Origin of the sequence: Salinibacter ruber DSM 13855 (genome assembly GCF_000013045.1) — a bacterium.
Lineage (GTDB): Bacteria > Bacteroidota > Rhodothermia > Rhodothermales > Salinibacteraceae > Salinibacter > Salinibacter ruber.
Genome location: NC_007677.1, coordinates 454,127 through 466,114 on the forward strand (window position 1 = coordinate 454,127; position 11,988 = coordinate 466,114).

12 protein-coding genes are annotated in these 11,988 nt (G+C 68.2%); 6 read left to right on the forward strand and 6 right to left on the reverse strand.

Annotated features, from left to right (window positions below; all coding sequences use genetic code 11):
• Positions 1-100 precede the first annotated feature (100 nt).
• The 5 genes from SRU_RS01820 to SRU_RS01845 all read left to right on the forward strand — a co-directional run bounded on the left by SRU_RS01820 (position 101) and on the right by SRU_RS01845 (position 4,992).
• On the forward strand, positions 101-913 hold the full coding sequence (locus SRU_RS01820) for an undecaprenyl-diphosphate phosphatase (RefSeq protein ID WP_011403116.1): 813 nt from the start codon (positions 101-103) through the stop codon (positions 911-913).
• Positions 914-1,281: 368 nt separating this feature from the next.
• Positions 1,282-1,449, forward strand: a complete 168-nt coding sequence (locus SRU_RS01825; RefSeq protein WP_162713341.1) for a hypothetical protein — start codon at positions 1,282-1,284, stop codon at positions 1,447-1,449.
• Between the two features lie 117 nt (positions 1,450-1,566).
• The gene (locus tag SRU_RS01830) at positions 1,567-2,382 is read left to right on the forward strand and encodes an EcsC family protein (RefSeq protein WP_237701843.1); all 816 of its coding nucleotides are present in this window, start codon (positions 1,567-1,569) and stop codon (positions 2,380-2,382) included.
• Positions 2,383-2,748: 366 nt separating this feature from the next.
• Positions 2,749-4,047 (forward strand): ribosome biogenesis GTPase Der, encoded by a 1,299-nt coding sequence (gene der / locus SRU_RS01840; protein ID WP_237701844.1) that lies wholly within the window; start codon positions 2,749-2,751, stop codon positions 4,045-4,047.
• Between the two features lie 180 nt (positions 4,048-4,227).
• Positions 4,228-4,992 carry a CDP-alcohol phosphatidyltransferase family protein gene (locus tag SRU_RS01845; protein WP_118838093.1) on the forward strand — a complete coding sequence of 255 codons (765 nt, stop codon included), beginning with the start codon at positions 4,228-4,230 and terminating at the stop codon, positions 4,990-4,992.
• 46 nt (positions 4,993-5,038) lie between these two features.
• On the opposite strand, the gene SRU_RS01850 is transcribed toward SRU_RS01845, so the two are convergent.
• The 4 genes from SRU_RS01850 to SRU_RS01865 all read right to left on the reverse strand — a co-directional run bounded on the left by SRU_RS01850 (position 5,039) and on the right by SRU_RS01865 (position 8,894).
• Positions 5,039-5,743, reverse strand: a complete 705-nt coding sequence (locus tag SRU_RS01850; protein ID WP_011403120.1) for a PqiC family protein — start codon at positions 5,741-5,743, stop codon at positions 5,039-5,041.
• A 4-nt stretch (positions 5,744-5,747) separates the two neighbouring features.
• Positions 5,748-6,782, reverse strand: a complete 1,035-nt coding sequence (locus SRU_RS01855) for an MlaD family protein (protein ID WP_011403121.1) — start codon at positions 6,780-6,782, stop codon at positions 5,748-5,750.
• A 33-nt stretch (positions 6,783-6,815) separates the two neighbouring features.
• Positions 6,816-7,583 (reverse strand): ABC transporter ATP-binding protein, encoded by a 768-nt coding sequence (locus SRU_RS01860; protein ID WP_011403122.1) that lies wholly within the window; start codon positions 7,581-7,583, stop codon positions 6,816-6,818.
• A gap of 195 nt (positions 7,584-7,778) precedes the next feature.
• The gene (locus SRU_RS01865; protein WP_011403123.1) at positions 7,779-8,894 is read right to left on the reverse strand and encodes an ABC transporter permease; all 1,116 of its coding nucleotides are present in this window, start codon (positions 8,892-8,894) and stop codon (positions 7,779-7,781) included.
• Between the two features lie 492 nt (positions 8,895-9,386).
• Here SRU_RS01865 and SRU_RS01870 point away from each other — a divergent pair, with 492 nt between their 5' ends.
• A complete protein-coding gene (locus SRU_RS01870) occupies positions 9,387-9,800 on the forward strand; it encodes a hypothetical protein (protein WP_237701845.1) in 414 nt (137 codons plus the stop codon).
• A 291-nt stretch (positions 9,801-10,091) separates the two neighbouring features.
• Here the strand turns inward: SRU_RS01870 and SRU_RS01875 are convergent, their stop codons facing one another.
• A complete protein-coding gene (locus SRU_RS01875; RefSeq protein ID WP_011403125.1) occupies positions 10,092-10,784 on the reverse strand; it encodes an OmpA family protein in 693 nt (230 codons plus the stop codon).
• 134 nt (positions 10,785-10,918) lie between these two features.
• Positions 10,919-11,902, reverse strand: a complete 984-nt coding sequence (locus SRU_RS01880; RefSeq protein WP_011403126.1) for a Gfo/Idh/MocA family protein — start codon at positions 11,900-11,902, stop codon at positions 10,919-10,921.
• Positions 11,903-11,988 lie beyond the last annotated feature (86 nt).

The following is an 11,988-nucleotide window of genomic DNA, read 5'->3' on the forward strand; positions in this document are numbered from 1 at the left end:
CATCCTGGTTTCAAGCCGTGGGCTTGGGCGGGGGCCGTGTGCTTTGTAGATTGGCGGAGCGCAGTTCCGATTCTCCTCCGCTTAACCCCCGTTCTCCACGATGACCTGGTGGGAAGCGCTGCTCCTCGGCCTCATTCAGGGCCTCACCGAGTTCATCCCCGTCTCTTCGTCCGGCCACCTCGTGTTGGGGCAGTACCTGTTGGGGCTCGACAAGGAGGCGGCGGACGTGACGTTCGAGGTGTTCGTCCACTTTGGCACCGTGCTCAGCATTCTCACGGTCTACTGGGACGACGTGGCGGAGCTGGTGGAGGAGGCCTGGGCCGGGCTCCGGGCGCCGCGGGCCGTCCCCACGCGCTTCGCGGAGAACGACACCTTCCGGCTCGGGGTCTTCATCCTCGTTACGCTCGTGCCCACCGGCGTGGCGTACGTGCTCTTTCGGGAGCCCCTGGAGCAGGCCTTCGGAAGCCCCCGCTTCACGAGTGCCATGCTGGTGGGGACGGGCGTCCTCCTCCTGCTTACGCGAATTGGGCCGCGGCCGGACGGGGACCTGAGCGGCGTCAAGGCCTTCGTGGTGGGGGTGGCGCAGTCGTGTGCCCTCGTCCCGGGGATCTCGCGGTCGGGCGCCACGATCTGCACGGCCCTCTACCAGAACGTGGCGCCGGAGCGGGCGGCGAACTTCTCGTTTCTGATGCTGCTGCCGGTGGTCCTCGGGGGGACGGTGCTCAAGGGCCTGGAGCTGATGGAGCAGGGCGTGGGGGCCGCGGGGCTGTCCCTGGGAATTGGGACGGTGGCCGCCTACGGCTCGGGCATCGGGGCCATCTACGTGGTGCTCGACGTGGTGCGGCGGGGGAATCTGCAGTACTTTGCGTACTACTGCTTCCTGATCGGCGGGCTGGGGCTGTGGCTGTTGTAGGATGCTGGGGGAAGAGGGACGTGGGAAGGGGGAAGAGGGGGACGTTCGCTGTCGTATTGGGCAGATCGGAGGGTATGGCGTCTCCGAACGGCTCCGTCGTGTCGTCCGCGCTCGTGGAGCGGAGTCCGGTGTACTACGGGTGGGGGGCTCTCCGTCGCGACTCTCGGCCTTCCGCTCGCGGGACGACTGCTCGACCGGTACGGGCCGCGCCGGGTGGCCGTCGTCCTGATTGCGCTACTCGCGGCGAGCTGTGCGGGCATGCGCTGGGTCAGCGGCTGGGACTGGGCACGGCCGGGGCCACGGCGCTCTTCCCGTCCCGCATGGAAAGGGGCCGCCAGGCCTACGGCTGGCAGACGACGTGCCTGATCATGGGTGGACTTCGGGCGGCGATCATGCTGCCGCTCGGGGCCCTGCTGTACCGCGACGCGCCGGAGCGCTACGGCCTCGCGCCCGACGAGGCGGCCCCGCGTCGAATCGTCTATGGGCCGGAGGAGGTGTATCGGCGTCGGGGATGGAGGCGACCGGATCGTTCGTAACAATCGCTTCGGCACTCTCGTCCCCCGCGAGGAACGACATCAAAGACCCGTCCGCATCTTTTCAGGGTGCCTCGCGTTATAGAAACGGTTGTTCTCTTCTTCCTCATGCCCGACACCATGCGACTGACCGACGAGGAAAAAGCCGTTCGCCGCGAGATTGAGGACTGGCAACACGCGGACGCCTCCGTGGCGTCGCAGGCCATGGACTGGGCCATGCGGCCGGTGGACTGGGCCGTGGAGCAGGTCGTCTCGCCCGACCAGATGGACCAGGTGACCGACCGGGTGGAGCAGTTCCTCTCCACCCTCAGCGACGCGTCGGAATGGACGCACGCGGCCGACGACATCCTGGCCGCCGCGGAGGACCGCGGCCTGCCCGCCGAGTCCGTCCAGGACCTGCGCAACCGGCCCGTCGCCGACCTCGACGAGCTGGCCCGCAGCCGCTTCCGGCAGAACACGCTCCTTGCGGCCCTGGAAGGGGGCGGAACGGGGCTCGCCGGCACCGCCTTCGTCGCCGCCGACATCCCGCTCCTGTTCACCATCAACCTGCGTCTGATCCAGCAGATTGCGGCCAGCTACGGCTTCTCGCTGGAGGGGCCGATGTTTCAGCCGCTCGTGCTGTCGATCTTCAACGTGGCGGCGTCCGGGGGGCGCGAGGCGCGCAACGAGGCGCTGCGCGAGGTGAGCGTGGCCGCGGCTGCGTTCGCCGACGACCTCGACTACGCGGGGCGCGTGTCCGGCACCTTCCGCGACCAGAACCGCCACCTGCCGCGCGAGATTGCGAAGACGCTCCTGGAGCGCAAGCTGGGGCAGACAGTCCCGCTGGCTGGCGCGGCTGTGGGCGCGGGCGTCAATTACTGGTTTACCACGCAGACCGCCGAGTCGGCCTTCATGTGCGCCCGGGCACTGTACCTGGATTGGAAGGAACGACGATAGCTTTTCGGGGGAAGAGGGACGTGAGGGACGGATTTCCGGAGCGGGAGCAGTATGAGCTAATCTCGCAACTGCGTCGGGTTGCGGTCCCAATTCCATCGAATATTGCCGAGGGGTAGGGATACAGTTCGCGCGACGAGTGCGTGTACCATGTGGAGCAGGTACCATTTGGAGCAGATCCGGAGTTCGTTGCTGGGGGGCGCAGGTCATCATCGCGGAGCGCCTGTCGTGTATGACAGAAGGACCCCGGAACGAATCCCTCCGGAGGACGACCACAGAGAGCCAAATGCTCCTCTCCCTCATGCGCTCCCTGCAGTCGTAAGCCCGCTCTCGCCACTCCTTCCCTCTTCCCAATTCCCCCTTCCCGCTGTGCTGGTAGCCATCGTCGGCCGGCCGAATGTCGGCAAGTCCACCCTCTTCAACCGCCTCACCGGCTCGCGCCAGGCCATCGTCGAGGACACGCCCGGCGTCACGCGCGACCGCGTTTACGGGGAGGCCGAGTGGAAGGGGCACACCATCCCCCTCGTCGACACCGGCGGCTACGTCCCGCGCTCGGACGACCCCTACGAGCGGGCGATCCGCGAGCAGGCCGAGATTGCTTTGGAGGACGCCGACGTCATCCTCTTCGTGGTGGACGTGACGACCGGCATCACGGAGATGGACAAGGAGATTGCGACCGTGCTCCGCCCCACCGAGACGCCCGTGATGGTCGTCGCCAACAAGGCGGACAACGAGGAGCGCGAGTGGGACGCGAGCGAGTTCTACCAGCTGGGCCTCGGCGAGGTGTATCCGGTGAGCAGCACCAACAAGCGGGGCGTGGACGACATGATGGCGGCGCTTGTGGAGGAGCTTCCCGGCACGGAAGACGAGGCGGACAAAGACCGCGTGCAGGTCTCGCTGGTGGGGAAGCCGAACGCGGGCAAGTCGTCGCTCGTCAACGCCACCCTGGGGTTCGACCGCGCCATCGTGACCGAGAGGCCCGGCACCACCCGCGACACGGTCCAGTCCGTCGTGCAGTACGAGGGGCGCGACCTGATGCTCGTGGACACCGCCGGCATGCAGAAGCGCTCCAAGGCCGACGGGGTCGAGTTTTACGCCACCGTCCGCAGCGAGCGGGCCATCCGGGCGGGCGACGTGTGCGTGCTCGTCCTCGACGCCACCGAGGAGCTGCACAAGCAGGACCTCAGTGTGCTCTCGGAGGTCAACGAGCACAAGAAGGGCATGGTGGTGGCGGTCAATAAGTGGGATCTAGTCCCCAAAGACGACGGCACGATGGACCAGTACACGAAGTATCTGCGGCAGTACCTGGGCACGCTCGACCACGTGCCCATCGTGTACGTGTCGGCCGTGACCAAACAGCGCGTGTACGAGCTGCTCGACAAAGCCCTGGAGGTGGCGGAGGCGCGGGCGACGCGCGTGCAGACGAGCGCCCTGAACGACGTGGTCCAGGCGGCCCTCGACGAAAAACATCCCCCCACCACCAGCAGCGGGGCGTTCGTCAACATCACCTACGCCACGCAGGTGCGCACGGCCCCGCCCGTGTTCGTGTTCTTCGCGAACCACCCGGAGGGCATCCGCACCGACTACAAGCGGTACCTGGAGGGGAAGCTGCGGGACGCGCTCGGGTTTGAGGGCGTTCCGCTGACGCTGGTGTTCAAGGAAAAGTAGGCATGGACGCCTGGAGCCCCGCCCCGTGGAACGGAAAGAGAACCCGTTTATGTTGCTGTTTCGTCATGGACACCTATGGGGCTTGATCTGTAGGTAATAGGCATCCACTGCCACTCCCGCCCACGTGCGGCCGCCGACACCGGTGCCGCAGAGGATACGATCCGCATGGGATCCACTGACTTGAGCGATCTGAAGGACCGGTCCGAACGGATCCGGTTGGGCCGCAAGGTGCGCGCCTACTTCGTCCACCTATTCACGGCGTCGGGGGTGGCGTTCGCGTTTCTGGCCATGCGGGAGGTCGTGCGGGTCGACCTGGACCCGCGATGGGTTTTCGGCTGGCTGACCCTGGCCGTCTTCATCGACGCGGCGGACGGGCCCCTGGCGCGGCTGTGGGACGTGAAGCTCTACGCCTCCCGCATCCTAGGGAAGACCATCGACCTGATCGTCGACTACCTGACGTTTACGTTCATTCCCCTTACCCTCGTGTGGCGGATGGACTGGCTGCCGGGGTGGGACGGCCTATGGGTCACGCTCGCAATGGTGGCCAGCCTCCTGGGGTTTGCTAACACCGCGGCGAAGCAGAGCCAGGAGGGCTTCTTCCTCGGCTTTCCCTCGTACTGGAACGTGGTGGCGTACTACGTGGGCCTGCTCGCCGTCGAGTACGGGGCGGTCGGGGCCTACGTGTCGCTGGGGTCGGTCCTTACGCTCACCGTTTTGACGCTGGTGCCGGTCCGGTTCGTCTACCCGAACGCCGCCCCGACGCCGTGGCGCGCCATTGTGACGGTGGGGGGCGTCGCGTGGCTCGGGCTGTTGCTGGCGCTGCTGCCCACCTTCCCCGAGCTGCCGGCATGGGGGGGCGACTGGGTCCTCGGGGTGTCGTTCGTGTACCCCGCGTTTTACTTCGGCCTGTCCGGCTGGTTGGACTGGACGAGCCGGCAGTCGTAGCGGCGTCGGAGGCGGGCACGCCCGCGAACGCTCGCCTGCACTGGGGCTACGGGCGGTGGAGCGCCTGAAGGTGCGTCCCCACGTCGTCTGCGAGCACGTGGAGGCCGCGGCTAAGGCGGGCAACGAGCCCCTCGTAGTCGGTTACACGCCAGTCTTCCGTTCGGTGATGGGTGGTTTCCTGCACCAACACGGTGTCCGCCCCTGGCCGGCGAAGGGTCCACTGCACAGTCATCTGAGCGTGGCCGTCCGGTGGGGGGGCATCGTCGTCGGCGTCCGGCCCTGGGGGGCGCGGCCCGACGCCCTCGAAGCTGAGGACGTGCAGCCGCAGGAGGTAGTCGAAGGTCGCCCCGCGCGGCCACGGCACCCCATCTACCGACCGGATCCCCGGACGGGCCTCCAGCGTGCGGGCCACGGTGCGGCCGATGCCCCGGTCTAGGGTTTCGCCCCACCGGTGAAATTCGGAAAACGCGACCGCGTTGGGGCCGTGGCGCGTCACGAGGCGCGTCTCGTCGAGGTAAGGGGCCAGGCGCGGGCTTTGCAGGCCGATCCGCAGGCCGGTCGGGTCCGTGGATGGAGGCGGCGTCGCCGCGGTATCGGGGGGCGACGCGCCGTCGAGCAGGTAATAGGTGGCGTCGCTCGTGCGCGGCTCCAACAGGCGCACACACCCGGCCGTCGAGAGCGCGACCAGGCCGACGACCACGGCGCACCATCCGAGCCGACGGAGAAGAACGGAGGGGACGGGCACAGTCATGGAACTACTGCTGGTTCGAGGGAGGGGGCTCTTCGCGGCCGCGGAGGAACATGCTGGGGTTGCGCTCCAGGGACTGCACGAGCACCCGCAGGGCCTCCGTGGCCTCCGAGAGGTTCGAGAGGGCCTCGTTCATCTGGTAGCCGATGCCGGAATTGGGGGAGAGGGTCTGATCCACCTCGTCCATCGTGCGGCGCATCCGTTTTAGGGTCGCGCGGAGCTGCCGGCTCGTCTTTTCGAGCTCGTCGGCCGTCGGCTCCACGCCCCGATCGAGCCGCTGGATCAGGGCCTGTGCGTCCTTGATGGTGGCCCGCAGCCGCTCGGTGGCCTTTGGCATGTCCTGCAACGCGGTGCGCACCTCCTTGGACTCCACCACCTTCCGCACCGACTCGATGGTCGACAGGGCCGAGCGGTTGATCGCCTCGGCGTCGAGCGCCTCCAGCTTGTCGTTGGCGTTCACGAGGAAGGTGACGAGGTTCTCGTTGATCTGCGTCACGTCGAACTGGCGCAGGTTTGTCACCAGGCCGGACGCGCCCTCGCCGAGCTTGGCCAGGGGGGAGAGCTCGGTCGGAATGGAGAGACGGGACGGCGGGCCCTGGGCGTAGACGGCCGAGTCCGGGTCGGAGATGTACGTGAGCTCGACGTACAGCTTGCCGGTGACGATGCTTTCGAGCTGCAGCTGCGCCCGCAGCCCATCCTCGATCTGGTCGCGGAGCAGGGTCGGGTCGTCGAGGTTGAGGCGCGCCCCGGTGGTGTCCGTCACGGGATCGAGGTTGATTGCGTACTGCACCGGCACCTGAAACGTCTCGTTTTCGAGGTCGACGCGCAGGTTGATGTCCGTCACCTCGCCGATGGGCACGCCCTTGAACTTGACCGGGGCGCCCACGTCGAGCCCGTTGACCGACTCGTCGAAGTAGCTGATGAACGTCGTTCGCTGCTCGAAAAACTGCCCGGAGCCGAAGGCCCCCACCCCCACGACGCCCAGCGCCAGGGCGCCGACGACGAAGAGGCCGATAAGGGTTGGGCTGACACGTTGGCTCATAGATTGGGGGGGCGAGCGGGCGGGGGCCCGGTGCTATTCGTTGTCGAGAGACCGAGTCAAAAACTGGTACACGCGCTCGTTGGGTGGGTTGCTTCGCAGGTCCTCAGGGGGGCCGAGGGCCGTCATCGTCTTGGTGTCGATGTCGAGGTAGAGCGCGCGGTCGGCGATGGTAAAGATGCTTTCCAGGTCGTGGCTCACCACCACGACGGTCGTGTCGAGGCTGTCGCGCAGTTGTAGGATGAGGTCGTCGAGGCGCCGGGCGCTGATCGGGTCGAGGCCGGAGGTCGGCTCGTCGAAGAACAGCAGGTCGGGATCGAGGGCGACGGCCCGGGCGAGGGCGGCCCGCTTCCGCATGCCCCCACTGATTTCGTGGGGACGGAAGTCCTCGAAGCCCCGCAGGCCGACGAGGGCGAGCTTGAGCGACACGATCCGGTCAATGTCCGGGGCCGCGAGGGCCGTGTGTTCTTCGAGGGGCAGGGCCACGTTCTCGGCGAGCGTCATGGTGCTCCAGAGCGCGTCCGCCTGGTAGAGGATGCCCACCTCGCGGAGCATTGCGGCGCGTTCGTCCGCGCTCATCGCCCACAGGTCGCGCCCGCCGATCCGAATTGTGCCCGCGGACGGGTGCATCTGGCCGAACAGGTGCTTGAGCAGGGTGCTCTTGCCCGACCCGCTCCCGCCCATGATGGCAAAAATCTCGCCCGATTCCACGTCAAACGTGAGGTCCTCCATCACCACGAAGGACCCGAAGGCGAGCACGAGATCCTCGGCCGAAATGGCAGGGGCGGATTCGGGGGGGGACATGGGCGAGAAACCGGGATGTCGAGCGGTACGGGAGGACGATCCGGAATGATGCGTGGCTCACGGTGCGGGACGCGTGATTCGGGGCAATTCAAAATCGGAGCCCTGCCTCACCCCTCACGGTCCACGGAGCACCATCCCACAATCTACGCCAAGCGGTCGAGGCGCATGACGCGCTGCGGATCCTACGGGCCGTCCCTACACCTGAAGCACGGCCGCGGCCCAGTCGATGATGGCGTTGGCGAAGACAATGAGGAGGATGCCGGTGACGACGGCGGATGTCGTGGCCTGGCCCACCGCCGAGGCGTCGTCGCCGGCCTGTAGCCCCCGCATGCACCCGGCGAGGCCGATGATGCCGCCGTACACGACGGCCTTGAAGATCCCCACGAGGGCGTCGGACAGCACGACCGGCTCCAGGAGGCCCGTGAGAAACTGCGTGGTCGTGAGGTCCAGCATGGTCACGGCCACCCCCATGCCGCCGACGATGCCCAGCGCGTCCGCGTAGAGTGTGAGCATGGGCAGCGCCAGCACGACCGCCAGGATGCGGGGCGTCACCAGAAAGTCGATCGGCGAGATGCCGAACGTCTCCAGCGCGTCGATCTCCTCGTTCACCTGCATGCTCCCGAGCTCGGCGGCGAACGCGGCCCCGGTGCGGCCCGTCATGATGATGGCGGTCATGAGGGCCCCCAACTCCCGCAGCATGCCGTAGCTGACGAGGTAGGAGACGAAGTAGTCCGCCCCGAACCGCTGGAGCACCACGGCCCCCAGAAACGCGACGATAAGGCCCACGAGGAGGCTGATGACCGTGACGATGGGCAGGGCCGAGGCGGTGCTTTCTTGCAGGGCCACCCCGAACGTGCGCCAGCGCATCCGCCCCCGTCCGGTGAGGATGGCGCCCACGCTGCGGACGGCCTGCCCCAGGAAGGTAACCAGTGCGTGCGCCTCGTCGTACGCCGCCAGGCCCCAGTGGCCGAGGCGGGCGAGCAGAGCCGTGTCCGCCGCCTCCGGCGTCGTGTCCGCCTCCGGCACGGCCTGCGAGAGCGCGACGAGCCGCTCTAGGGACGTGGGGAGCGTGTCGATCCGCACGTCCAGGTCGTGGGCCCGGCCGTACTCGGCGGCCTCAAAGAGAAAGGTGACGAGGCTGCTGTCCCAGTCGCCCAGCCCGGAGGTGTCGAAGGCGACCGCCGCCACGGGGCTCGACGGGGCGGCGTTTACCATCACGGCCCGTGCGTCGGGCAGCGGCCGGTCAAGGGTCCAATCACCCACGGGCGCAAGGACCAGCGTGTCGTCGGTATGATGGGTCTCGACCTGCATCGCGGCAGATCCGGGTCACGAGGAAGGAAAGAGCACCGAGCACCTCCAAAATGTCGGTCGCGGGGCATGAAGGCAACCCGCCTGCCTTCTGGCGGTCGCTCCGAGACGCTACCAGCCAAGGCACGCCCCATGCTCCCTGGACCACGGGGACCACGCGCGACGCGTTCTGCGCCCCGTCGTGTCGCGTTCGGCTTCCTGTGGCCCCTGTGGCTGTCGCCGCGGCCTGGGGCGCCCCCCAGTGCCTCCGCCTGCCCCCTGGGTGCCCCTTCACGAAGGGCAAGCGGGGCCCTTTCCACGGATCATTGGCGTGTCCCTCGCTTTATACCAAGTGCACACTTGTGAAGAGGGCGTATCCCTCGGGCCGTTTGGGCGTGCGCCCCTCGTTTGACTGGAAGCAGGCCCCGTAGGATGCACGTGATGCATCGGAGGGCCAGGGCCTGTCCGAGGGCCTGGCCCCCGACCCCGCCTTTGTGCCACGAGACCCGCCGCGCCATGCCCGATGCCCACTCGCGTTCTGCGGATGAGGGCGCGCCCGCGACTCAGATTGCCGACGTCACCTGCCGCAGCCTTGCGTCGGCCCTGGCCCAGCGGTGTGCCGATCTGCACGGCATGGACGTGGAGGTCGCCCGGACCGATCCGGGGCCGCCGGTGAAGATCCAGGTGCGGTGTGGGGACCGGTTCGAGGTGGGGCTTCGGGTCGCGGTGGAGCATGTGGGCGGCAACGTGTACGACGTGTTCTGCACGATCGAAGAGGGAGCATCGTGCCGGCTCACCTACAGCCGCCCGGAGGGCGCAGGCGCCCCCCTTCCGCTGTGTCCCCGTCTGGGACGGCGGTTCTCGGCGTTCGTCTTGGAGGAATTGGAGCGGCGGCTCGGGCGCTGGCACCTCCGCGGAGAAGAGGACTAGTGGGCGACGGTGGGCTCTCGTGGAGGGGAAGCGGAGACCAGTGTGGGGAGGCGGAGGGGGACGTGATCGCGTTCGACGCCCGGTTGTGCAGCACGACCTGGATGCCGCCCCTGTCGGTCTGCGCCGGGTGCTCGCGTCTGTGTCGGGACGGACGGCCCCCTCTTCGGCTCGGGGGGATGAGGAACCATGTCCGCAACCTGGTCGGCCCGGTTGCGGGCGTCCGGCTGAAGGGGCCTCGCCCCGGCCCCAGCGTTGGTCGGCTCAGAGCCGCCTCGAAGGGGGAGGCTACCGCTACCGGCCGCCGCTGCCCTCCGTCTGCGCCTGCACGCGCTCCCGGTACTCCTCGTTGGCGTAGATGGCAACCTCGACGCGCCGGTTTTGCTGACGGCCCTCCTCCGTCTCGTTGGAGGCGACGGGCTCGGTCTCGCCCCGTCCCACAGACGTCAGGCGGCTCGGATCGACGCCGCGGTCCACGAGGTGCCGTGTAGCCGACTCCGCGCGTCGGTCCGATAGCTTCTGGTTGTATTCTTCGGAGCCCTGGGCGTCCGTGTGGCCCACGACGAGAATCTTGGTGTCCTCGAACCCCTGCATGCTTTCCGCGAACTCGGTCAGGTTCTGGCGGGCCTCGGCGCGGAGGGTGGAGGAGTCGAAGTCAAACAGAATGCCGCTGTCGAAGGTCACCTTGATGCCCTCCCCGACCCGCTCCACGTCGGCGTTGTCGAGTTCCTCGTCGAGCTCCTCGGCCTTGGTGTCCATGCGGTTGCCGATAAGGGCCCCGGCCGCGCCGCCCACGGCCGCGCCGATGATGGCGCCCTCGGCGGTGCCCCCGGCGGCCTTGCCCACGGCCGCGCCGCCGGCCGCGCCGGCGCCGGTTCCGATGATGGCTCCTTTCTCCGTATTGCTCAGTGACGAGCACCCGCCCAGCAGGAGGGCCGTGACGAGGAGAACCAGGGGCGTGGAATGACGAACAGACGACATGGACATGTAGAACGAGAAGGGAAAGCGAGAGAGAAGGTGTAGAGGGAAGTCTAGTCGGTGCCCCGTTCCCAACGACGGTCCGGACGCGAAGTTGCCGCCGGGTTCCGCCGGCGGTTGTGGGACCGCGGCCGGGCCGTCCCCTACGCCTCTTGGGGATACGCGACGCCCCATTCCGCGCGGAGGGCGTCCATCGTCCGCAGGAGGGCGTGGCTCTCGTTGAGGGGCATCACGGGGCTCTCCGTGCGCCCCTCACGGAGGCAGGCCATAACGTGGGCGGCCTCAAACTGGTAGCCGTTCCCCTCGTACGGGCGGGCCCAGGACGCCGTCGCGCCGTCGCTCCGGGTGAGCTCAAACGGGGCCCCCTTCCACCAGGCCCGCGTGCCCCGCAGGCGTCCCTCCGGGCCGGCAAGCACGCAGGTCCGTCCGGCGTCGGCCCCCAGTGAGGCGTGCCACATCGCCTGCGTCCCGTCGTCGTAGCGGAAGACGGCCGCGCATTGCGCGTCGACGCCGGTGTCGGCGAGGACGGCCGAGGAGGTGACCGTGTCCGGCGCGCCGAACAGGTCGAAGGCAAACGCCACGGGGTACACGCCAAGATCCAAGAGGGCCCCGCCGCCGAGGGCAGGGTCGAAGAGTCGGTGGGTCGGGTCGACGGGCTGCGTCACGCCGATGTCGGCCCGGAGCAGGTGCACGTCGCCGAGGACGCGTTCTTCGTGCACGAGGCGGTGGACGTCGTCCATGACAGGGAGGAAGCGGGTCCACATCGCCTCCATCAAAAACTGGTCGTGCCGCCGGGCGGTGTCGATGAGCCGTTCGGCCTGCGCGGCGTTCAGGGCGAGGGGTTTCTCGCAGAGGACGGCGTGCCCGGCCTCCAGCGCCAGGGTGGCGTGTTCGAGGTGGGCCGAGTGTGGAGTCGCCACGTGAACGACATCGAGGGCAGGGTCGGCCACGAGGGCCTCGTAGGACCCGTGCCGGTGCGGAACGTCGAACGTGTCCCCGAACGTGTCGGCCCGGGCCTGCGCCCGAGAGCCCACGGCGGTTAGCTCTGCGTTGGGAAGGCGTCGTAGATCCTCGGCGACGAGGTGGGCGATGTTGCCGGTGCCCAGGATGCCCCAGTTTACGGCCATGTTGTTGGCTGAAGGTGGTGAGGATTGGACGGTGGGGAATTGGAGGTTGCGTGGCCATCTCCGAGCCGGGAGGTGCGTCGCATGCG

Excerpts from the sequence above, each read along its gene's own strand:
- SRU_RS01870 (WP_237701845.1), top strand. The coding sequence starts at position 9,387 with ATGCCCGATGCCCACTCGCGTTCTGCGGATGAGGGCGCGCCCGCGACT.
- SRU_RS01850 (WP_011403120.1), bottom strand. The coding sequence starts at position 5,743 with ATGACTGTGCCCGTCCCCTCCGTTCTTCTCCGTCGGCTCGGATGGTGC.
- SRU_RS01865 (WP_011403123.1), bottom strand. The coding sequence starts at position 8,894 with ATGCAGGTCGAGACCCATCATACCGACGACACGCTGGTCCTTGCGCCC.
- SRU_RS01860 (WP_011403122.1), bottom strand. The coding sequence starts at position 7,583 with ATGTCCCCCCCCGAATCCGCCCCTGCCATTTCGGCCGAGGATCTCGTG.
- SRU_RS01820 (WP_011403116.1), top strand. The coding sequence starts at position 101 with ATGACCTGGTGGGAAGCGCTGCTCCTCGGCCTCATTCAGGGCCTCACC.
- SRU_RS01830 (WP_237701843.1), top strand. The coding sequence starts at position 1,567 with ATGCGACTGACCGACGAGGAAAAAGCCGTTCGCCGCGAGATTGAGGAC.
- SRU_RS01875 (WP_011403125.1), bottom strand. The coding sequence starts at position 10,784 with ATGTCCATGTCGTCTGTTCGTCATTCCACGCCCCTGGTTCTCCTCGTC.
- SRU_RS01825 (WP_162713341.1), top strand. The coding sequence starts at position 1,282 with ATGGGTGGACTTCGGGCGGCGATCATGCTGCCGCTCGGGGCCCTGCTG.
- SRU_RS01880 (WP_011403126.1), bottom strand. The coding sequence starts at position 11,902 with ATGGCCGTAAACTGGGGCATCCTGGGCACCGGCAACATCGCCCACCTC.
- SRU_RS01855 (WP_011403121.1), bottom strand. The coding sequence starts at position 6,782 with ATGAGCCAACGTGTCAGCCCAACCCTTATCGGCCTCTTCGTCGTCGGC.